General features: G+C 65.0%; 16 protein-coding genes. 11 read left to right on the top strand and 5 right to left on the bottom strand.

Translation table 11 applies throughout. The features are described 5' to 3' along the window. Position 1: 1 nt before the first annotated feature. The 5 genes from BMI86_RS01375 to BMI86_RS01355 all read left to right on the top strand — a co-directional run bounded on the left by BMI86_RS01375 (position 2) and on the right by BMI86_RS01355 (position 6,392). Positions 2–1,750 carry an ATP-binding protein gene (locus tag BMI86_RS01375; RefSeq protein ID WP_078539437.1) on the top strand — a complete coding sequence of 583 codons (1,749 nt, stop codon included), beginning with the start codon at positions 2–4 and terminating at the stop codon, positions 1,748–1,750. Then, a complete protein-coding gene (locus BMI86_RS01370; RefSeq protein WP_078539436.1) occupies positions 1,747–2,973 on the top strand; it encodes a sigma-54 dependent transcriptional regulator in 1,227 nt (408 codons plus the stop codon). Before BMI86_RS01375 ends, BMI86_RS01370 begins: the two co-directional genes overlap by 4 nt. A 219-nt stretch (positions 2,974–3,192) precedes the next feature. Then, positions 3,193–4,203 (top strand): TRAP transporter substrate-binding protein, encoded by a 1,011-nt coding sequence (locus BMI86_RS01365; RefSeq protein ID WP_078539435.1) that lies wholly within the window; start codon positions 3,193–3,195, stop codon positions 4,201–4,203. A 113-nt stretch (positions 4,204–4,316) separates the two neighbouring features. Beyond that, positions 4,317–5,000, top strand: coding sequence for a TRAP transporter small permease (locus BMI86_RS01360; RefSeq protein WP_078539434.1), 684 nt, complete (start codon positions 4,317–4,319; stop codon positions 4,998–5,000). Positions 5,001–5,003: 3 nt separating this feature from the next. Beyond that, on the top strand, positions 5,004–6,392 hold the full coding sequence (locus BMI86_RS01355) for a TRAP transporter large permease subunit (RefSeq protein WP_078539433.1): 1,389 nt from the start codon (positions 5,004–5,006) through the stop codon (positions 6,390–6,392). A gap of 315 nt (positions 6,393–6,707) precedes the next feature. Here BMI86_RS01355 and BMI86_RS01350 read toward each other — a convergent pair whose 3' ends face one another. The 3 genes from BMI86_RS01350 to BMI86_RS01340 all read right to left on the bottom strand — a co-directional run bounded on the left by BMI86_RS01350 (position 6,708) and on the right by BMI86_RS01340 (position 9,427). Continuing rightward, complete coding sequence (locus BMI86_RS01350; protein WP_078519318.1) at positions 6,708–7,253, bottom strand: polymer-forming cytoskeletal protein; 546 nt, start codon at positions 7,251–7,253, stop codon at positions 6,708–6,710. Then, the gene (locus BMI86_RS01345; RefSeq protein ID WP_078539432.1) at positions 7,243–8,559 is read right to left on the bottom strand and encodes a M23 family metallopeptidase; all 1,317 of its coding nucleotides are present in this window, start codon (positions 8,557–8,559) and stop codon (positions 7,243–7,245) included. The genes BMI86_RS01350 and BMI86_RS01345 overlap by 11 nt, the downstream gene beginning before the upstream one ends. Positions 8,560–8,923: 364 nt before the next feature. Beyond that, on the bottom strand, positions 8,924–9,427 hold the full coding sequence (locus BMI86_RS01340; protein ID WP_078539431.1) for a peroxiredoxin: 504 nt from the start codon (positions 9,425–9,427) through the stop codon (positions 8,924–8,926). A gap of 179 nt (positions 9,428–9,606) precedes the next feature. Between BMI86_RS01340 and BMI86_RS01335 the strand changes: the two genes are divergently transcribed. From BMI86_RS01335 to lpdA, 5 genes are all read left to right on the top strand, one after another. Beyond that, the gene (locus BMI86_RS01335) at positions 9,607–13,002 is read left to right on the top strand and encodes an AsmA-like C-terminal region-containing protein (RefSeq protein WP_078539430.1); all 3,396 of its coding nucleotides are present in this window, start codon (positions 9,607–9,609) and stop codon (positions 13,000–13,002) included. An 8-nt stretch (positions 13,003–13,010) separates the two neighbouring features. Continuing rightward, the gene (queA, locus tag BMI86_RS01330; RefSeq protein WP_078539429.1) at positions 13,011–14,072 is read left to right on the top strand and encodes a tRNA preQ1(34) S-adenosylmethionine ribosyltransferase-isomerase QueA; all 1,062 of its coding nucleotides are present in this window, start codon (positions 13,011–13,013) and stop codon (positions 14,070–14,072) included. Between the two features lie 88 nt (positions 14,073–14,160). Further along, positions 14,161–15,474, top strand: coding sequence for an MFS transporter (locus BMI86_RS01325; protein ID WP_078539428.1), 1,314 nt, complete (start codon positions 14,161–14,163; stop codon positions 15,472–15,474). Positions 15,475–15,561: 87 nt separating this feature from the next. Beyond that, a complete protein-coding gene (locus BMI86_RS01320) occupies positions 15,562–16,146 on the top strand; it encodes a DUF924 family protein (RefSeq protein ID WP_078539427.1) in 585 nt (194 codons plus the stop codon). 36 nt (positions 16,147–16,182) lie between these two features. Continuing rightward, positions 16,183–17,577, top strand: coding sequence for a dihydrolipoyl dehydrogenase (lpdA, locus tag BMI86_RS01315; protein WP_078539426.1), 1,395 nt, complete (start codon positions 16,183–16,185; stop codon positions 17,575–17,577). 220 nt (positions 17,578–17,797) lie between these two features. Here lpdA and htpX read toward each other — a convergent pair whose 3' ends face one another. Together htpX and BMI86_RS01305 are read right to left on the bottom strand one after the other, a co-directional pair. After that, complete coding sequence (gene htpX, locus BMI86_RS01310) at positions 17,798–18,739, bottom strand: zinc metalloprotease HtpX (protein ID WP_078540395.1); 942 nt, start codon at positions 18,737–18,739, stop codon at positions 17,798–17,800. 131 nt (positions 18,740–18,870) lie between these two features. After that, positions 18,871–19,239: a rhodanese-like domain-containing protein gene (locus BMI86_RS01305; RefSeq protein WP_078539425.1), complete on the bottom strand. Its 369-nt coding sequence runs from the start codon at positions 19,237–19,239 to the stop codon at positions 18,871–18,873. A gap of 288 nt (positions 19,240–19,527) precedes the next feature. Between BMI86_RS01305 and uvrA the strand changes: the two genes are divergently transcribed. Then, complete coding sequence (uvrA, locus tag BMI86_RS01300) at positions 19,528–22,389, top strand: excinuclease ABC subunit UvrA (RefSeq protein WP_078539424.1); 2,862 nt, start codon at positions 19,528–19,530, stop codon at positions 22,387–22,389. The last annotated feature ends 26 nt before the right edge of the window (positions 22,390–22,415 follow it).

Raw genomic sequence — 22,415 nt, 5'->3', positions numbered from 1 at the left:
GATGCTGGGCCGTGTCGCCATATTGCTGATCTGGATCGCGCTGACGCTCGCCGCCTCTATCGGGGTGTGGCGGGTCTCGGCGCGCGAGGGTCTGGCGCGGATCGAAGCGCAGGGGCAATCCGATCTGCGGCTGGCCTCGGATCGTCTGGTGGCAGCACTTTTGCAGTTTCGCGAGGTGGCGGTACTGGCCGCCGATCATCCCGACGTGGTGGCGCTGGCGGCGCGTTTCGCCGAAGGGGGCAAGGCGGTCGGCACATGGCGCGATGCGGCGGTGAGCCTGACGCTTCAGCGCCTCGCCGACCATGCGGGCGCGCGCGACATCTGGCTGATCGCGCCGGGGGGCACGGTGCTCGCAGGTCCGGCGGATAGCCCCGACCGGGTCACGATGAACCGGGCGCTGGCGCGGGCGGCGCAAGGCGCGACCGGGTCGGAGCATTTCGTGGACCCCGATACCGGCGATCGGCTGTTCGTCTTCGCGGCCCCGGTCTTCGCCTCGGGCGGAAGTGTCGCGGGGATCGTTCTGCTGCGGCTGAATGCCGAGGATGTCGAGGCCGAGGGGCGCGGCAACCCGGTGCCGGTCTGGTTCACCGATGAAAGCGGCGTGAGTTTCCTGACCAACCGCACCGATCTGGTGCTGCTGTCCGAGCCCGGCGCAAAGCCCGATCCCGCGACCTATCCGGCGGGGTCGCTCGCCGGGGTGTTGCACCTGCGCGAACGCAACCTTGCGGGTCATCGCCTGGTGTCGGGAGATGGCTCGCTTTCCGGTCCCGCACTGGACGTCTCGCGCGCCTTGCCGGTGATCGAGATGGAGGGGCATGCCCTCGCAGCCGCCGATCCGGTGCTGCGCGCGGCGCGGCTCGCTGCCCTTTCGACCGCGGCCGGGTTCCTCGCCGTAGGGGCGGTGATGTTCGCCCTGTGGGAGCGCAGGCAGGCCCTCTCCGAGGCCAATGCCGCGCTCGAAGTCCGCGTCGCCGAACGCACGGCGGAGCTGTCGACCGCGAACGAGGAGCTGCGCCGCACGCAGGCCGAACTCGTGCAGGCGGGCAAGCTCTCGGCGTTGGGGCAAATGTCGGCGGGGATCAGTCACGAGTTGAACCAGCCGCTGATGGCGATCTCGTCTTATGCCGAGAATGCCGAATTGCTGCTCGATCGCGGTCGGACCGAGGAGGCGGGCGAGACGCTGGGCAAGATTGGCGCGATGGCGCATCGCATGGCGCGCATCATCCGCAACCTCCGGGCATTCGCACGACAGGAAAGCGAACCCGCGACCCGCGTCGGGCTGGCTGCGGTGGTGGAGAGCGCGCTGGAGATGCTCGACGAGCGACTGCGGCGCGCGGGCGTCACCGTGGACTGGCAGCGCCCCGACTTTCCCGCCATCGTGATGGGCGGCGAGGTGCGGCTGAGTCAGGTCGTCATCAACCTGATCTCGAATGCGATCGAGGCGATGGAGGGGCAGCCCGAGCGCCGCCTGACGATCCGCATGGCGCGCGCGGACGGGGTGATCCGCCTCAGCCTGCGCGACACCGGGCCGGGTATCGCCGATCCGGACCGCATCTTCGATCCGTTCTACTCGACCAAGGAGGCGGGATCGGCGGAGGGGCTTGGCCTCGGCCTCTCGATCTCTTACGGGCTGGTGCAAGGGTTCGGCGGCACCCTGCGGGGCGAGAATGTGCCCGGCGGCGGCGCGCGTTTCACCATCGAGCTGCGCGAGGCCACGCCCCAACCAAAACCGATCGAGGTGGAGACATGATGCGCCGGGTTCTCTTTGTCGATGACGACCGCGCGGTGCGCGAGGCGCTGGGGCAGACGCTGGAACTGGCGGGGCTGAAGCCGACGCTCGCGGGCAGCTATATCGAGGCGAAGGACCATATCTCGACTGAGTTCGAAGGGGTCGTGGTCACCGATATCCGCATGCCGGGCAAGGACGGGTTCGCGCTGCTGGACCTCGTGCAGAAGGCCGATGCGGAGCTGCCGGTTGTGCTGCTGACCGGGGAGGCGGATGTCCCGATGGCGGTGCGTGCGATGGCGGCCGGTGCTTTCGATTTTCTCGAAAAGCCCTGCACGGGGAAAGACTTGCTGGCCGTTGTTGAGAAGGCGCTGGAGAACCGTGCGCGGGTGATGGAGGCGCGCTTCTCGCGGGCTGCGGGCAAGCGCGGCGATGCGGCGGCGCGGATATTGGTCGGTAGCTCTCCGGTGGCGGAGGGCTTGCGCGAAGCCGCCCGTCGCGCCGCGCGCTCGGGCGCCGAGGTGTTGATCACCGGCGCGCCGGGGGCGGGCAATTCCAAGCTGGCCGAGGTGATCCACCTGCTGTCCACCAATGCGCGGCGGCCCTTCGTGAAGCTCGCCGCGGCGGGCCTCGACGTAGCGGCGTTGGAGGCGGGCTTCGCACAGGCCGAGGGCGGGACGCTTTATCTTGATGAGGTGGCCGATCTGCCGCGCCCCGCACAGTTCGCGCTGATCGAGCTTTTGGAAACCCGGCCCGCTACGCGCCTGATCGCAGGCACCTATCGCGATCTGCCGGGCGAGGCGCGGGCCGGGCGCTTCCACCCCGATCTCTACTGGCGGCTGGAGGCGTTGAAAGTGCGTATCCCCTCGCTGTCCGAGCGCCCCGAGGATATTCCCGCGCTGTTTCGCCATTACGTCGCCACCGCCTGCGAACAGGCCAATCTGCGCGCCCCCGAAATCCCGCCCGAGATGACCGCGCAGTTGATGGCGCGCGACTGGCCGGGCAATGCCCGCGCGCTGATGTCCGAGGCGATGCGCTTCGCGATGGGGCTTGAGGCGGGCGAGCCGCCGGAGGAGCTTGGTCTGTCCGAGCGCATGGCGGCGGTCGAGAAGTCGCTGCTGGCCGAGGCGCTGACCCGCGCGGGCGGCAATGCGACCGAGGCGGCGGCGGCGCTGAAACTGCCGCGCAAGACCTTCTACGACAAGCTCGCGCGCCACGGGCTTCGGCCCGAGGAGTATCGGGACTAGCGGCGGGCGAGGATTCGCACTGATCCGGTTCGATCTGTGCGGGATTTCGCACACGCCTCCGCGCGTCATAATGAAGGTTTCATCGTAAGATGCTTATTTTGCTCATATAATCCCTTCGTCACAAGAGTTTCACGAAACAGTTGATCGGATCTCTCGGCGGCTTTCTGCTGGCCCCAATGCCGGGGAGGACCGGCGTGACATGAATTCCGGGAGGACATTATGAATAAATTTACCGCCGCCGTTTCGGCGCTCGCTCTCATGGCTTCGGCCTCGGTCGCAATGGCCGATCCGACGGGCTGCGACGAAGGCGAGATGGTCATCAAGTTCAGCCACGTCACCAACGCCGACAAGCATCCGAAAGGGATCGCGGCTGCGCTGTTCGCCAAGCGCGTGAACGAAGAGATGGACGGCAAGGCCTGCGTCGAGGTCTACCCGAACTCCACCCTCTACAACGATGACCAGGTGCTGGAAGCGATGCTGCAGGGCGATGTGCAGATGGCCGCGCCCTCGCTGTCGAAATTCGAGACCTTCACCAAGAAATACCGCATCTTCGATCTGCCCTTCATGTTCAAGAACATGGAAGCCGTGGACGAATTCCAGAACTCCGACATCGGTCAGAAGATGAAAGAGGCGATGGTGCGTCGCGGTCTGCTGGGCCTCGATTTCTGGCATAACGGCCTCAAGCAGTTCTCGGCCAACAAGCCGCTGCTGGTGCCGGGCGATGCAAAGGGTCTGAAGTTCCGCGTGCAGCCCTCCGACGTGCTCATCGCGCAGATGGAAGCGCTTGGCGCCTCGCCGCAGCCGATGGCCTTCTCGGAAGTCTACGGCGCGCTGCAGACCGGCGTCGTCGACGGGCAGGAAAACACCTGGTCGAACATCTACGGCCAGAAGTTCTACGAAGTGCAGGACGGCATCACCGAGACCAACCACGGCCTGCTCGACTATATGGTCGTGACCTCGGTCGATTGGTGGGACAGCCTCGACCCGGCGATGCGCGACCAGATCAAGTCGATCCTCGACGAGGTCACCCAAGAGCGTAACTCCGCAGTGAACCAGGTGAACGAAGAGAACCGTCAGGCGATCCTCGACGCCGGTGCCACGATCCGCGAACTGACGCCCGAGCAGCGCCAGCAATGGGTCGATGCGATGAAGCCGGTCTGGGACCAGTTCAAGGATGACGTCGGTCAGGAAAACATCGACGCAGCGCAGGCGATCAACGCCAAGCACTGATCCGAACGGACGGGCGTCAGCCCCCACCTGTCGCCCGATCTCACGGCGCGCGCGGCCCCCCCACATACCCGCGCGCGCCACTTTCACCTCTCGATCTCAGACCGGAGTGAGCCATGAGCCAGCGCTATGAGCCGCGCAACGGGGTTTCGCGGGCGATCCATCATCTGGAGGAGACGCTGATCGCGTTGATCCTCGGCACGATGACCGTGATCACCTTCGTCAATGTCGTGCTGCGCTACGTCTTCAACTCCTCGCTGATCTGGGGGCTGGAGACGACGCTGATCCTGTTTGCCTGGCTGGTGCTGCTGGGCATGAGCTACGCGGTGAAAGTGACCGCTCACCTGGGCGTCGATGCGATCATCAACATGCTGCGCCCCGGCCCGCGCAAGGTCATGAGCCTCGTCGCCGCCGGCCTTTGCATCCTCTACGCGGTGCTGCTGCTGAAAGGCGCATGGGATTACTGGGCCCCCTTCGCGGGCTTCGATCAGACCTCGGGCCGCTGGTTCCCGACGGGCTTTCAGGACACCCGCGACCGCGCCTTCTACGAGACCGATCAGGTGCCGATCGCGCATTGGCTCGCCGTCTGGCTGGGGGATCGGTTCAACATGGGCGAGGCCTATGACAAGCTGCCGCGCTTCATCCCTTACCTGATCCTGCCGATCGGCGTGACGCTTCTGCTGATCCGCTTCGTGCAGGCGGCAATCGGGGTCGCCGTGGGCAAGCGGTCGGCGCTGATCGTGAGCCACGAAGCCGAAGACCAAGTGGCCGACGTGGCCCATATCAACAAGGGTGACTGAGGCATGGATATCCTGTTCCTTTTCGTGATGGTGATCGGCTTCATGCTGATCGGCGTGCCGATCGCGGTCTCTCTGGGTCTCGCGTCGACGCTGTTCCTGCTGATCTTCTCGGACGCCTCGCTCGCCTCCATCGCCCAGTCGCTCTACGACGCGATGGACAACCACGCGACGCTGCTGGCGATCCCGTTCTTCATCCTCGCCTCGAGCTTCATGTCGACGGGCGGCGTGGCGCAGCGCATCATCCGCTTCGCAATCGCCGTGGTGGGCCACCTGCCGGGCGGTCTGGCCATCGCAGGCGTCTTCGCCTGTATGCTGTTCGCGGCACTCTCGGGCTCGTCGCCTGCAACCGTGGTCGCCATCGGCTCCATCGTCATCGCGGCGATGCGGCAGGTGGGCTATTCGAAGGATTTCGCTGCCGGTGTGATCTGTAACGCGGGCACCTTGGGCATCCTGATCCCGCCGTCGATCGTGATGGTGGTCTATGCCTCGGCGACCGACGTGTCGGTGGGCCGGATGTTCCTCGCGGGCGTCATTCCGGGCCTGATGGCGGGCGTGATGCTGATGGCCACGATCCTGTTCTTCGCGATCAAGCGCAACCTGCCGAAAGGCGAGTGGCAGGGCTGGGGCGAGGTCGCCGCAAGCTTCATCGACGCGTTCTGGGGCCTGATGCTGATCGCGATCATCATGGTCGGACTCTACGGCATCCCCGGCATCACCGGCGGCATCTTTACCCCCACCGAGGCCGCCGCCGTGGCCGCCGTCTATGCGTGGTTCGTCGCGAACTTCATCTATCGCGACATGGGCCCGCTCGATGAGGGCGAGCAGAAAACTTCGCTTCTGAAGAAGCCGCAGGCAATCTTCACCGCGATCTGGCACAAGGGCACGCGCGACACGCTGTTCGAGGCGGGCAAGCTGACGATCACGCTGATGTTCATCATCGCCAACGCGCTGATCCTCAAGCACGTGCTGACCGACGAGCAGATCCCGCAGAAGATCACCGAGGCCCTGCTCGGCGCGGGTCTGGGCAAGATCATGTTCCTCGTGATCGTCAACATCATCCTGCTGATCGGCGGCCAGTTCATGGAACCCTCGGGCCTGATCCTGATCGTCGCGCCGCTGGTCTTCCCGATCGCGATCGAGCTGGGCGTCGATCCGATCCATCTCGGCATCATTATGGTGGTGAACATGGAGATCGGGATGATCACGCCACCGGTGGGGCTGAACCTCTTCGTGACCTCCGGGGTGGCGGGGATGCCGATCATGCGGGTCGTGAAGGCGGCCGCGCCCTTCCTCGCCGTGCTCTTCGTCTTCCTGATCCTGGTCACCTATGTGCCATTCCTGTCGACATGGCTGCCGACGATGGCGATGGGGCCGGAGACGGTCGTGAAATAAGCCGAGCGGGGCAGGGACCGAACCCGGTCTCATGCCCCGCCTTTCCAACCTGGCGCGCCCGTGGCACCCCCACGCGGCGCGCTTTTCTATGGGGGCAGGTCTAGGGGGCTCTGCCCCCGCGCTGCGGGCCCCCCGGGATATTTCCACCAAGGCGAAAACGCAGGATATTCTTTCGGCTTGGCCGAAATATCCCGGGGTGAATTCGCGCATGCGAAGAGGGGCAGCGCCCCTTTCTCCACATCGCCGCATGGCACCGGCGCAAAATAAAAGGGCGACCCGATCGGCCGCCCCTCCTGCTCTGGCTATCGCCTGATTTTATTTCTGTTCCGACCCCGTCGGCGCCGGTGCTGCGGCGGCGGTCTCGGAGGCCGGGGGCGCGAGTTTCCGCGTGCCCTGACCGGTCTGCAGCGGGTCGTCCTGACGCTGCACCGAACCTTCGAAATGCGCACCGCTCTCGATCGCGATAGTCTTGTGGATGATGTCGCCTTCGACGCGTGCGGTCGAGGTCAGGCGCACCTTCAGGCCGCGCACACGGCCCACGACGCGGCCATTGACCACGACGTCGTCTGCCATGATCTCACCCTTGATCGTGGCGCTTTCGCCGACGGTCAGCAGATGGGCGCGGATGTCGCCTTCGACGGTGCCTTCGATCTGGATGTCGCCGGTCGTCTTGACGTTGCCGGTGATGGTCAGGTCCGAGGAGAGAACCGAGGGCGCGGGCTTCGAGCGCGGCGCGGCGCTCGGCGTGTAGTCGCTCGAGCTGGACGTCGGGCGGCTCGGAGCGGTCGAGCTCTCACCGGTTTTGGGCTTGTCGCCGTCGGCCTTGGGGCCCGGTTCATGGATTTTCGATTTAGAAAACATTCTTACCAGCCTTGATGAAGGTCATCGGGTTAATTGGCTTGCCTCCGAGCCGGATCTCGTAGTGCAGATGCGGTCCCGTGGAGTGTCCGGTATTGCCCATATCAGCAATCCACTCGCCTTGCGACACTTTTTGCCCGACTTTCACGTGGAATTTGTTGAGGTGGCCGTAGCGGGTGGTGATGCCGAACTCGTGGCGGATCTTGACGATATTGCCGTAGCCACGCTCGTGCTCGGCGGCGATCACGACGCCGTCGGCAGGGGCATAGACCTTGGTGCCGATCGGGGCGGCCATATCGACGCCCTCATGCATCCGGCCCCAACGCCAGCCGAAGGGCGACGAGAAGCGGAAATGGGCCTTCACCGGCATCGAGAAGGGCAGTTTGTCGACGGCGATGCGATACATGTTCATCTCGTCGAGCTTGCGCAGGATGTTCTCGGCGCGCGCGGTGTCGCCATCGAGATCGGCCGTGCCCTTGGTTGAGAGCGAGATCGGCGAGAGCGGTCCGCCGGTGCCCGAATAGCCCCGCTTGATTTCCTTGAGGACGTGATCGGGATCCATCCCCGCCTGTTTGAAGACCTTGTCGAGCGGCTCCATCGAGATTTTCACCGCACCTTCGAGCGTGGTGAAGATTTCGTCGTTGCGCTGTTCGAGGAGACGCTTCTGCAGCGCGATCTTGTCCATCTGCAGCTGCGCGGTCTTGGCATCGGCATTCGCCGTGTCGCGTTCCTTCGCGGTCTCGCCGAGCGCGGTGGACAGCATGTCGACCGTCTTCTCCATGTCCTCGGCGCGGGCGATCGGCGTCGGACCTGCATCGGGGCCTTTGCCCTCGGCCTTGGCCAACGCGAGCCGGGCGGTGTCGCGCTCGTCCATGGTGCGGCGCAGGGTCGCCTGGATCACGCCGATCCCGGTCTCCAGCTCTCGCTTGCGCTCTTCCGAGGCGAGCAGCGTGGATTGCATCTTCGAGACCTGCTCGAGGGCGGTCTGGAAACGGTCCTGTGCGGCGAGGGCTTCGGCGGCGCGGGCGTCACGCTCTTGCGAGAGCGCGTCGAGGCGGCGTTCGAAGGCAACCTTTGCAACCTTGTCGTTCTGTTCAGCCCCGCCGGAGGAAATCCCGTCGATGAAGAGCATCGAGGTCGCGGCCATCGACCACACGAACACGCCTGCGCCGATCGCCAGTACACTCGCTTGGGTGAGGGGGCGCAGTCGGACGAACCGCGTGGCGCTGTCTGATTTCAGAAACAGCCGCTGTTCGGGCAGGATGCGCTCGAGACGGGTGTTCAGGCGGTCGAGAATGCGTCTAGGCAAGCCGGTCGGTCCTGTGTTTGTTGCGGATCAGGCGCGGCCACGGGGCCGCACGTCACTTGCGGCGGCGCACCCGTCCTGCTTGTGGATAAGTCCTCCGCCCTTGAGCAATGGGATTACCAAGGGGGGCAGGTCCGGGCAACCTCTTTCCCCCTCGCATTTGGTCACGGTTCCCTCGCGCGCGCGGTATGAGCGGTTTTCTGCCCAAAAGGGAGGGCGGCCCGGCGGTTTCGTCCCAGCTGGTCATCCGGGCGTCACGTTGGTGTGATCCGCACTTGCCGATGGGCGCGCGCCGCACGACGCCCCCGCGGCGCGGCATGAGCCGCCCGCCGGGGTGCCATGCGGGGGGCTGCGCCCGCTTGGCGGCTCAGCCCAGGTCGCGGGCGGCTTCGAGCACCTCTTCGGCGTGGCCTTTGACTTTCACTTTCGGCCAAACCTTCGCCACCTTGCCGTCCGCGCCGATCAGGAAGGTCGCACGAACAATGCCCCAGAAGGTTTTGCCATACATGGATTTTTCTGCCCAGACCCCGTAGCTTTCGCAGGTCTCGCCACCATCGTCCGAGGCAAGGTAGATGCCCAGATCATGCTTGGCGCAGAAATTCTCGTGCTTCTTCAGGCTATCTTTCGAAATGCCGATGACGACCGCGCCAGCCTCGGCGAAGTCCGGGGCGAGCCGGGTGAAATCGAGCGCTTCGGTGGTGCAGCCGGGCGTGTTGTCCTTGGGGTAGAAATACAGCACGACCGGACGGCCCGCAAAGGCCGACAGCGTCAGATTTCCGTCTTCCGTGATCGGATTTCCGAGCGTTTCGAAGCTCTTGCCGCCCGTGGCAGGCAGGGTGAACTCCGGCGCTTTTTCGCCTGACTCGATCATTGGGGAACCTCCTTGCAAGTTCGGGGCTTACTTTCCGCGCCCGCTTGCGCGAGACTTAACCACGAGGCAGGAGACCCGGGCAAGACCGCGCGCGGTGGGCCCGGCAAACGAGACGGGGTCGGCACGCGCCGCCGCCGAGGGAGAAAAAGCCCCGATCCAACGGGCGCAAGACGAACGGTATGGAGAGACAGCGTCCCGATAGTCGCGAAACGTCCGGCACGCCCGAGAGGGCGGGCGAGGCGTCGTTGAGCGATGCCGCGACGCCCAAATCCGGGGCCGAGACCCAGCCCGGGGCAGCGACTTCGGTAAGCCGCGGCCGCCGTGCCCGCACCGGTCTGCTCCTCGTTCTCAGCTTCCTGTTTCTCGGAGTCGTGGCTGCCGGCGCCTTTCTCGTCATCACGCATCGCGCGGTCGCCGTGCCGCAATGGATCGTCTCGCGCATCGAGACCCGCGCAAATGACGCCTTGCAAGGCCAGATGCGGGTCCGGCTGTCCGGCGGGATCGATCTTTACATCGACGATGGCATCCGCCCTAGGATCCGGCTGAACACGGTGCGGCTGGAGCGGCCCTCGGGACTGCCGATCGCGGTCCTGCCGGAATTGCGCATGACGCTCTGGGCGGAGCCTTTGCTGCGCGGGCGGGTCGAGCCGCGCTCGTTTCGGCTGCGCGGGGCGAGCCTGTCGTTGCATCGTCTGCCCGACGGCAATCTGGATCTCGATTTCGGCGGCGGCAATCGCTTCGCCAATATCGACTTGAACAACGCTTCCGATCTCATTGAGACCTTTGAGAAAACCCTGGAGGTTCCGGCGCTGTCCCGGCTGCAGCAGATCAGCGCTGAGGACCTGCAGATCCGGCTGATGGACGAGCGGCTCGACCGGCTCTGGAAGGTCACCGATGGCCGCTTCAAGCTGACTCAAAGCGACAGTGAAATCTCGGTCGCGCTGGGGTTCGATTTGGGCAGCGGGCAGACGAAACCGGCGCAGGTCGCGCTGTCGATGACCACGCAGAAAGCCAGCCGTGAAGCCAGTTTCGGGGCCGCGGTGACTGCGCTTCCGGCGCGCGATCTGGCGGTTCAGGCCCCGGCGCTCGCGGCGCTCGGCGTGCTCGATGCGCCGATCTCGGGGGCGCTGCGCTCGGGGCTCAACGACAAGGGCGAACTGACCGGGATGAACGCGATGCTCGAGATCGGGCGCGGCGCGATCCGGCCCAATGAGGGCGTGAACCCGATCCCGATTGAGAACGGCAAGCTCTATCTCAACTACGATCCGAAACGGCAGCGCGTCGAGGTCTCGACGCTTTCGCTCAACAGCCGGGCGCTGCGCCTGAAGGCGGCAGGCCACACCTATCTGCGCGATCTAGAAGGCGGCGTGCCGAAGAAGATCGTCGGCCAGATCGCGATTTCCGACCTGCAGCTCGATCCGGCAGGCCTGTTCGAGAGCCCGGTGCAATTCGCGCAAGGGGCGGTCGATTTCCGGCTTAACCTCGATCCGTTCCGCATCGATATCGGCCAGCTGGAACTCAACGACCAGGGCGACACGACGATCTCGGCGAGCGGCAAGGTCAGCGCCGAGAAGGACGGCTGGAAAGTCGCGCTCGATGCCGGGATCGACCAGATCGACCAGACCAAGCTGCTCGCGCTCTGGCCGCCTGCGGTCGTGCCGAAGACCCGCGAATGGCTCGAGAAGAACGTGACCACGGGCCAGCTGCGCAATGCCCGCGTGGCGCTGCGGCTCGTGCCGGGCGCGCAGCCGAAACTGGCGCTCGGCTACGAGTTCCGGGGCGCGGATGTGCGGATCATCAAAACGCTGCCGCCCGTGCAGCAGGGCCGGGGCTTTGCCACGATCATCGACACGCGGCAGGCGCTTAAGGTCGAGGAGGGGCATGTGACCGCGCCTTCGGGCGGGCGGATCGAGGTGACGGGCTCGTCGCTCATCGTGCCCGATATCCGCATCAAACCCGCCCCGGCGAAGGTCACGCTGATGACGCGCTCGCCAATCCCGGCGGCTCTGTCGCTGCTCGACCAGCCGCCATTCGAATTCCTCAGCAAGGCGGGCATGAGCACCGATGTGGCTCAGGGTTGGGCCGAGGCGCGCTCGGTGATCCGGTTACCGCTGAAGCCCAATGTGCCGCAGGACGAGATCGATTTCGACGTGACCGCCCGGCTGACCGAAGTAAAGAGCGACACGCTGGTGCCCGACCGGCCGCTGCGGTCCGATTTGTTGACGCTGAAGGCCGATCCCCAAGGGATGACGATCTCGGGCAAGGGCACTCTGTCCGGTGTCGGGTTCGATGCCGCCTGGACGCAGAAATTCGGGCCGGAGAACAAGGGGCGCTCGGAGGTCGCGGGCACGGTCGATGTCAGCCCCGATGGGCTCGACCGGCTGGGGATTGCGCTGCCCAACGGCATGGTGCGCGGTTCGGGTAAGGGCCGTATCGCGCTCGAGCTGCGCAAGGATCAACCGACGCGGTTCACCTTCGCGAGCGCGTTGCAGGGGATCCGCCTGTCGATCCCGGAAATCGGCTGGAGCAAAGCGCCGGGCAGTGCGGGCGATCTGAAAATGTCCGGCACGCTTGGCGCGCCGCCGCAGGTCGACAGCCTGTCGCTGAGTGCTGCGGGGCTGAAGACGCAGGGCGACATCACCTTGAACAAGGGCGGCGGGCTGAACCGGGCGCGGTTCTCGAGCCTGAGCGTCGGCAACTGGTTCACCGGCAGCGTCGATCTGATCGGTCAGGGCAAGGCGCGCCCGCCGAAAGTGAATGTCACCTCGGGCAGGCTGGACCTCGCCAAGGCGGATTTGGGCGGTGGTGCGGGTGCTAGCGCGGGCGGTGCCGGCACGGCGATCAGCGCGGCCCTCGACCGGGTACAGATCACGGATGGCATCGCGCTGACGGGCTTCCGGGGCGATTTCAACACGCGGGGCGGTCTCTCGGGCCGGTTCCAGGGGCAGTTGAACGGCAGCGCGCCGATCGACGGCACGGTGATCCCGGCTGCGGGCGGGCGCGTCGCGGTGCGCGCGCAAACCCGCGACGCAGGCCGCGCGCTGGCGGCGACCGGGATCTTCACCAAGGCCCGCGGCGGGCAGGGCGCGCTGGTGCTGACGCCGCTTGGGCAGAAAAGCTATGACGGCAAGCTCACGGTCGCAAACCTGCGGGTGAAGGACGCGCCGGTTCTGGCCTCGCTGCTGTCCGCGGCCTCGGGCGTGGGGCTGCTGGAGCAGCTCAGCGGCGATGGCATCCTGTTCAGCTCGGTCGACGGCGCCTTCCGCTTGACGCCCAACGGGGTGAGTGTCACACGGGGCGCCGCCGTGGGGGCCTCTATGGGGGTGACGATGACGGGCAACTATTACCCGCAATCGAAGACACTGAACATGAAGGGCGTGATCTCGCCTTTCTATCTCGTGAACGGGATCGGTCAGGTCATCTCCAAGCAAGGCGAGGGGCTTTTCGGGTTCAACTACTCGCTGCGCGGAAGCTCCGATGCGCCGAAGGTCTCGATCAACCCGCTGTCGGTGCTCGCGCCGGGCGGTCTGCGCGAGTTGTTCCGGGCGGGGCCGCCCAAGGTGCTGAGCGAATAAGGCTGACGATGAAGCTAGACGATTTCGATTTCGAGCTCCCCGAGGGGCTGATTGCGACGCGACCTGCGCGCCCGCGCGATGCGGCGCGGCTGCTGCTGGCCGAGGGCGACACGATCCATGACCGCCATGTGCGCGACTTGATCGACATCTTCCGCCCCGGCGACCGGCTGGTGCTCAACAACACCAAGGTGATCCCGGCGCGGCTGGCAGGCACCCGGACCCGGCAAAGCGCGCAGGGCGAGGTGGTCGCGAAGGTCGAGGTGACGCTTCTGGAGCCCGCACCGGGCGGCGAATGGTCGGCGCTGGCCAAGCCTTTGCGCAAGGTGAAGGAGGGCGAGGAGATCGTCTTCTCCGACGCGCTCTCGGCCAGGGTCGAGGCTATCGAGAACGGCCAGCTGCGGCTCAGCTTCAACCTGTCGGGCGAGGATTTCGACGCGGCACTGGCTGAGGCGGGCGCGATGCCGCTGCCGCCCTATATCGCGGCGCTGCGTGCCCCCGATGACGAGGACAAGCGCGATTACCAGACCGTCTTCGCATGCCATTCCGGTGCGGTCGCGGCCCCGACCGCCAGCCTGCATTTCACCCGCGAACTGCTCGAGGCGCTGGCCGCCAAGGGCGTGGAGTTCACCGAAGTCACGCTCCATGTCGGGGCGGGCACCTTCCTGCCGGTGAAGGTCGAGGACGTCACCACGCACAAGATGCATGCCGAATGGGGCGAGGTGAGCGAAGAGGCGGCAGCCGAGATCAACGCGACCAAACAGGCGGGCGGCCGCGTCATCCCCGTGGGCACCACCGCGCTGCGCCTGATTGAAAGCGCCGCGCGCGCCGAGGGCGGCGCGAAAGGCCATATCGTGCCGTTCCGCGATGCCACCGACATCTTCATCTATCCCGGCTTCGAGTTCCGCATCACCGACGCGCTGATGACGAATTTCCACCTGCCGAAATCGACGCTGCTAATGCTGGTCTCGGCTTTGATGGGCCAGGACCGTATACGCGAAATTTACGATCATGCGGTTAAGACGGGCTATCGTTTCTTCTCTTACGGCGATGCGTCGCTTCTAATTCCGTAGAGTCGCTTTCAGGGCTTGGAAATGTCTCCGCTGCGGACTAGATGCCGCGACACGACGCAATCCAAATCAGTCCCCGGGAGTCCAAGACATGTTGTTAGTGCTGCGCCAGACATGGCCGCTATTGCTGGGCATCATGCTCTTGATGGTCGGCAACGGGATGCAGGGCACGCTGCTTGGTATCCGCGGCAAGATCGAGGGTATCGACACTTTCTTCATGTCGCTCGTCATGTCGGCCTATTTCGCGGGCTTCCTGTTCGGGTCGCGCATGGTGCCGGAGATGATCGCGCGCGTCGGTCACGTGCGGGTCTTCGCGGCGCTCGGCTCGCTGATCTCGGCGATCCTCGTCCTTTATGCCGCCTTTCCGAACTGGCCCTCCTGGGTGGCGTTGCGCGTGCTGATCGGCTTCTCCTTCTCGGGCGTGTATATCACGGCGGAAAGCTGGCTGAACGCGGGTTCCACCAACGAGACGCGCGGGCAGGCGCTGTCGCTTTACATGATCATGCAGATGTTCGGCATCGTCACCGCGCAGCTGCTGCTGAACGTGGGTGACCCGGCGGGCTATCTCCTCTTCGTGATCCCCTCGGTGCTGGTGTCGCTGTCCTTCACGCCGATCCTGCTCGCGGCCTCGCCCGCTCCCAGCTTCGAGACGATCCAGCGCATGACCTTCAGGCGGCTCTGGGAAGCCTCGCCGCTGGGCATGGTGGGGATCTTCCTGCTGGGCGGCATCATCTCGGCGATGTTCGGCATGGCCTCGGTCTGGGGCACGGCCGAAGGGCTCAACGTGAAGCAGATATCGGCATTCGTGGCGGCGATCTATGTGGGTGGCCTCTTTCTGCAATATCCCATCGGATGGGCTTCGGACCGGATGGACCGGCGCCGCGTGATCATGGGGGCGGCGCTTGTAGGTGCGGTGGTGACCTTCGCGATCTTCGCGACGAACCCGCCCTTCTGGGTGCTGCTGATCGGGGCGGCGCTGATCGGCGGTGTGGCCAACCCGCTCTATTCACTGCTGATCGCCTATACGAACGATTATCTCGATTATTCCGATATGGCGTCCGCTTCGGCGGGGCTGATGTTCATCAACGGGCTTGGTGCGGTGGCGGGGCCGCTGGTGACCGGTTGGCTCATGAGCGTCATGGGGCCGGGCGGGTTCTTCCTCTATATCGGGGTGCTTTGTGCCGGGATCGCGGGTTATGCGGCATGGCGGATGACGCGCCGCGAAGCGCCTTCGGCGGACGAGACCGGCTCCTACACGCTGCTCTCGCCGACGGCGACGGCGGTCGCGGTCGAGGCTCGTCTCGAAGTCGCTCAGGAAGAAGCGGAAGCCGAAGCCGAAGCGGAAGCCGAGGCCGAGGCGGAAGAGCCGTCCGAGGCCGACAAGCGCACCGAGACCACCGGCTGACGCAAGCCCCCTTTGCCTGCCCCTGCGCTTGCCCTACCATGATCTGAAGATCAGGCGGGGCAGGCACGGCAGGGGAGGGCCGTCACCATGGATCGCATCAACGAGATTATACGCTTCTGGCGTATCGAGGTCGGCGAGAAATACTGGTACCAGTCGAGCGAGCAGATCGACGCCGCGATCCGGCGCCGCTATGCGCCGCTGTGGCAGGTGGGGGCGCAAGGCGCGCTGAGCGAATGGGAGCGGAACGCCGAGGGTGCGCTGGCGCTTTTGCTGCTGCTCGATCAGTTCCCGCGCAACATGTTCCGCGAGGACCCGCGCGCCTTTCAGACTGATCCGATGGCGCGCCGCTATGCCGATCGCGCGATCGCCGAAGGGTTCGACCTGCAGATCGGCCCGCCGCTACAGCAATTCTTCTATCTGCCTTTCATGCATTCCGAGGAACTTGCCGATCAGGACCGGGCGGTCTCTCTGTTCGCCGAGCGCTGGCGCTCGGAGGATAACCTGCGCCATGCGCGCGCACATCGTTCAGTGATCGAACGGTTCGGGCGCTTCCCTTGGCGCAATTCCGCGCTAGATCGCGAAACAACGCCCGAGGAACAGGCATTCATGGAACAGGGCGGCTACCGCAAGGCGCTTGCGGATGCGGATGAGTTGAAGCTGTCCGTAAAATAGTTTAATGCCAAACCAGTTTCTGACCGGAGGGAAGACATGGCATCGAAGAGCTACGACATGATTGTGATCGGGGCAGGGCCGGGGGGCTATGTCAGCGCCATCCGGGGCGCGCAGCTGGGCCTCAAGGTCGCGATCGTTGAGCGCGAGCATCTGGGCGGCATCTGCCTCAACTGGGGCTGTATCCCCACGAAGGCGCTCTTGCGCTCGGCCGAGGTGTTCCACCTGATGGAGCGCGCGAAGGATTTCGGTCTCAGCGCCGAGAAGTTCGGCTATGACCTCGACGCGGTGGTGAAACGCTCGCGCGGGGTGGCGAAGCAGCTCGCCTCCGGCGTCGGCCATCTGCTCAAGAAGAACAAGGTCGATGTCGTGATGGGCACGGCGAAGCTTGCCGGCAAGGGCAAGGTTTCGGTGAAAACCGACAAGGGTAGCGAAGAGTTGACCGCCAAGAATATCGTGCTGGCCACCGGCGCGCGGGCGCGCAACCTGCCGGGGCTCGAGGCCGACGGCAAGCGCGTTTGGTCCTACAAGCACGCGCTCAACCCGCCGCATGAGCCGAAGAAGCTGCTGGTCATCGGCTCGGGCGCGATCGGTATTGAATTCGCCAGCTTCTTCAACACGCTGGGCGCCGAGACGACGGTCGTCGAGGTGATGGATCGCGTGCTGCCTGTCGAAGACGAGGAAATCTCGAAATTCGCCAAGAAGCAGTTCGAGAAGCAGGGCATGACGATCCGCGAGAAGACCACTGTGACCAAGCTCGACCGCAAGGCCGACAAGGTGATCGCGACGCTCGACAAGGGCGGCAAGACCGAGACGCTGGAGGTCGACACGGTGATCTCCGCGGTCGGTATCGTCGGCAATGTCGAGGATCTGGGCCTTGAAGAAGCGGGCGTGAAGGTCGACCGCACCCATGTCGTGACCGACGAATACTGCCGCACCGGCGTCGACGGGCTCTATGCCATCGGCGATATCGCGGGCGCACCTTGGCTCGCGCACAAGGCGAGCCATGAGGGCGTGATGGTGGCCGAGCTGATCGCGGGCAAGCATGCCCATCCGGTCAAGCCGGGCTCGATCGCTGGCTGCACCTATTGCCAGCCGCAGGTCGCCTCGGTCGGCATGACCGAAGCGAAGGCGAAAGAGGCGGGCTATGACATCAAGGTCGGCCGCTTCCCCTTCATCGGCAACGGCAAGGCGATCGCTCTGGGAGAAAGCGAAGGTCTGGTGAAGACCGTGTTCGACGCGAAGACCGGCGAATTGCTGGGCGCGCATATGGTCGGCGCGGAAGTGACCGAGCTGATCCAGGGCTATGTCGTGGGTCGTCAGCTCGAGACCACCGAGGAAGACCTAATGAACACCGTCTTCCCGCACCCGACCCTGTCGGAGATGATGCACGAGTCGGTGCTCGACGCTTACGGGCGCGCGATCCACTTCTGATCGAATGTGCCGAGAGATACGAAAGGCCGGGGGAGACCCCGGCCTTTTTGTTTTGGTGGTAAGGGACGCGCCCGAGCCTCGGGTGGGCGCTGTGCGTCGCCTGTGGCCGGGTGGTTTATCCTGCAAGCCCGCAAGTCGGCTCTGCCCGCGCTGACATCGCCAATGCGCCCTCCCGGGGGGGAGGGTCGGGCGCGGCCCGGGGCTGGTCGCCCCGTGCTGGTCATGACCAAGGCCCGTCTTTTCCCTTCCGCCGTACTCTCGGCATCGAGCGCGCACCGCTCCAGTCGCCCGCTCCCGGTGCCGACGCAGCGCGCTCACGACGCGCACCCGTACCGCCCGCCATCTGGCGCAGCGCGGCCACGCGGTTCTCGGTCGAAGGGTGGGTGGCAAACAGGTTATCCGCGCCGTGCCCGCTCAGCGGGTTGATGATGAACATATGCGCGGTCGCGGGATTGCGCTCGGCGGCGACATTCTCGACCCGGCGCGCGCCTGCCTCGATCCGCTGCAGCGCCGAGGCCAGCCAGAGCGGATTGCCGCAGATCGCAGAACCTTCCTTGTCGGCCGCATATTCGCGGGTCCGCGAGATCGCCATCTGCACCAGCGCTGCCGCCATCGGGGCGAGGAACATCATCGCCAGCGTGCCCATGATCCCCATCCGCTCGCGCGAGCCGCCGAAGAACAGCGCGAAATTCGCCAGCATCGAGATCGCACCGGCGAAGCTTGCCGTCACCGTCATGATCGCGGTGTCGCGGTGCTTGATATGGGCCAGCTCGTGGGCGATCACGCCGGACAGCTCTTCGCGCGACAGACTCTGCATCAGCCCGGCGGTTACCGCCACGGCGGCATTCTCGGGGTTACGGCCGGTGGCGAACGCGTTGGGCTGCGGCGTGTCGATCAGGTAGACGGCGGGCATCGGCAGGTCGGCATTTTTCGCCAGTTGCCCCACCAGCGCGTTCAGCCCCGCGCGGTCGCCCGGCGCCACGAGATGCGCGTTATGCATCCGCAGCACCATCTTGTCCGAATTCCACCACGAATAGACATTCATCCCGGCGGCGAAGATCAGCGCGATCACCATCCCGGTCGCGCCCCCCATCAGGTAGCCCAACCCCATGAACAGCGCCGTCATCGCCGCCATCAGCATCGCAGTCTTGGCATATCCCATCGTGATCATCTCCACGCGAAAACACTCGGTCTCGATATAGGCACGCGCCGCGCTCACGCAATTCCGCGGGGCGTGCAAAACAAAAGGGGCCCCGGCGGGACCCCTTCAAAATCATGCGATGCAGCGCGCGATCAGCGTTCGATCTCGCCGCCGCCTGCGTGCCAGTCGCCCAGACCGCCGATGTTATAGACATGCTCGTAGCCAAGCTGGGCGAGCATCTGCGCCGCACCTGCCGAGCGCGCGCCCGAGGCGCAGTACAGGGCGACTGGCTTCGACGTGTCCAGCTCGGGATGCTTCTCGGGGCTCGACGGGTCGGCCTTCATGCGGATCGTCGCGAGCGGGATATGCAGCGCGCCCTTGGCCTTGCCCGAGCTTTTGACTTCCATGCCCTCGCGCACGTCGACGACGGTCAGTTCGCCGGCTTTCGCCTTGGCCACGGCGTCTTTCGCCGAGATTTTTTCCACGCGGCCACCGCCGGAAGGACGAAGGAAGTTCAGCATCTCAATACCTCTTGCGTTCGCTGGACCCGAAAGATCCGTTTCCCGCCTCATGTGGCAAATGCCGGGAGGCTTTCAAGAGTATTAGCGCGGAACGGAGCGAAAATACATTCAAGAAATGGAATTTAATGCCGATCTGCCACGATTTTGATCGTGCTGCGAGGCGGGCAGGCGGCGCGCGCAAAGCGCGCGACATCCGCGCAGTGCAGAAAGTTCACATTTCGTTCGCAGATTTGGATTGGAGACTCGCACGGAAACACCTATCTAGGGCTGGTGATAAAGGGGGCGTGGATGGCTGAACTGAAGTTCATCGAAGTGCGCGGCGCGCGCGAGCACAATCTCAAGGGCGTGGATGTCGATATTCCGCGCGACCAGTTTGTGGTGATCACGGGGCTTTCGGGCTCCGGGAAATCCTCGCTGGCGTTCGATACGATCTATGCCGAAGGGCAGCGCCGCTATGTCGAAAGTCTGAGCGCCTATGCGCGCCAGTTCCTCGACATGATGGGCAAGCCGGATGTCGATCACATCTCGGGCCTGTCGCCCGCGATCTCGATCGAGCAGAAGACCACGTCGAAGAACCCGCGCTCCACCGTCGGCACCGTGACCGAAATCTACGACTACCTGCGTCTGCTCTACGCCCGCGCGGGCACGCCCTATTCGCCTGCCACCGGCGAGCCGATCGAGGCGCAGCAGGTGCAGGACATGGTCGATATCGTGATGCAAATGGAGGAGGGCACGCGCGGCTATCTGCTCGCCCCCATCGTGCGCGACCGCAAAGGCGAATATCGCAAGGAGTTCATCGAGCTGCGCAAGCAGGGCTTCCAGCGCGTGAAGGTCAATGGCGAATTCTACGAGCTGGAAGAACCGCCGACGCTCGACAAGAAATTCCGCCACAACATCGACGTGGTCGTGGACCGTGTCGTCGTGCGCGAGGGGATGGAGACGCGGCTGGCGGACAGCTTCCGCACCGCGCTCGACCTTGCTGACGGCATCGCAATCTTCGAGAGCGCCCCGCGCGAAGGCGAGGGCGATCCCGAACGCACGACATTTTCGGAAAACTTCGCCTGTCCGGTGTCGGGTTTCACCATTCCCGAGATCGAGCCGCGCCTGTTCTCGTTCAACGCGCCCTTCGGGGCCTGTCCGGTCTGTGACGGTCTCGGCGTCGAGCTGTTCTTCGACGAGCGCCTGATGGTGCCCGATGTGACGCTCTCGGTGCAGGGCGGGGCGCTGTCCCCTTGGGCGCGGACCAAGTCTCCCTATTACACCCAGACGATCGAGGCGCTGTCGAAACATTACGGCTTCGATCCGAAGAAGCCGTGGAAGGACCTGCCGGAAAACGTGCAGGAGCTGTTCCTGCGCGGCTCGGGCGATCAGGAGATCAAGTTCCGCTTCGATGAGGGCGGCCGCGTCTACGAGGTCAGCCGCACCTTCGAGGGGATCATCCCGAACATGGAGCGCCGCTACCGCGAGACCGACTCCGCCTGGTCGCGCGAAGAGATGGAGCGCTATCAGAACAACCGCCCCTGCCACGCCTGCGGCGGCTATCGCCTGCGGCCCGAAGCGCTGGCCGTGAAGATCGGCGGCAAGCATGTCGGCCACGTCGTCGAGATGTCGATCAAGGAGGCCCATGACTGGGTCGCCACCGTGCCGGGCAGCTTGTCAAACCAGAAGAACGAGATCGCGACGGCCATCCTCAAGGAAATCCGCGAACGCCTCGGCTTCCTCGTGAATGTGGGCCTCGATTACCTGACGATGAGCCGCGCGGCGGGGACGCTGTCGGGCGGCGAGAGCCAGCGGATCAGGTTGGCGTCGCAGATCGGCTCGGGGCTGACGGGCGTGCTCTATGTGCTCGACGAGCCCTCGATCGGCCTGCACCAGCGCGACAATGACCGGCTGTTGCAGACGCTGAAAAACCTGCGCGATCAGGGCAATACCGTGATCGTGGTCGAGCATGACGAGGATGCGATCCGTCATGCCGATTACGTCTTCGATATCGGCCCCGGCGCGGGCGTCCATGGCGGTCAGGTCATCGCGCGCGGCACGCCCGACGAGATCGCCGCCGATGCGGCCTCGCTGACGGGGCAATATCTGTCCGGCAAGCGCGAGATCGCGGTGCCCACGGAACGGCGCAAGGGCAACAAGAAGAAGCTCAAGGTGGTTGGCGCGACGGGGAATAACCTCAAGAACGTCACGGCCGAGTTCCCGCTGGGCAAGTTCGTCTGCGTCACCGGCGTTTCGGGCGGGGGCAAATCAACGCTCACCATCGAGACGCTGTTCAAGACCGCCTCGATGCGGCTCAACGGCGCGCGTCAGACGCCCGCGCCCTGCGACACGATCAAAGGGTTGGAGCATCTCGACAAGGTCATCGACATCGATCAGCGCCCGATCGGGCGCACGCCGCGCTCGAACCCGGCGACCTATACCGGGGCCTTTACCCCGATCCGCGACTGGTTCGCCGGTCTGCCGGAGGCGAAGGCGCGCGGCTACAAGCCGGGCCGCTTCTCGTTCAACGTGAAGGGCGGGCGCTGCGAGGCCTGTCAGGGCGATGGCGTCATCAAGATCGAGATGCACTTCCTGCCCGACGTCTATGTCGAATGCGAGACCTGCAAGGGCAAGCGCTACAACCGCGAGACGCTCGAGATCCAGTATAAGGGCAAGTCCATCGCGGATGTGCTCGACATGACGGTCGAGGACGCGCAGGAGTTCTTCAAGGCGGTGCCCTCGATCCGCGAGAAGATGGATGCGCTGATGGAGGTGGGCCTTGGCTATATCAAGGTCGGCCAGCAGGCGACGACCCTGTCGGGCGGCGAGGCACAGCGGGTGAAACTGTCCAAGGAACTGTCGAAACGCGCCACAGGTCGCACTTTGTACATTCTGGACGAGCCGACGACCGGTCTGCACTTCGAAGATGTTCGAAAACTGCTAGAGGTGCTGCACAGCCTCGTGGAGCAGGGCAACACTGTCGTGGTGATCGAGCACAATCTCGACGTCATCAAGACCGCCGACCATATCATCGATATCGGTCCTGAGGGCGGCGATGGCGGCGGTGAGATCGTGGCGGTCGGCACCCCGGAGCAGGTGGCCGAAAATCCGCGCAGCCATACCGGCCATTACCTCGCGCAGATGCTGGGAGTGAAAGTCGCGGCGGAGTGATCCGCCGCGCCGATGACTTCGACCGT

It is taken from the genome of Thioclava sp. DLFJ5-1 (genome assembly GCF_002020115.1).
Taxonomy (GTDB): domain Bacteria; phylum Pseudomonadota; class Alphaproteobacteria; order Rhodobacterales; family Rhodobacteraceae; genus Thioclava; species Thioclava sediminum.
The sequence above is the reverse complement of the archived record's forward strand: the minus strand, read 5'-3'. Positions and strand labels throughout refer to the sequence as shown.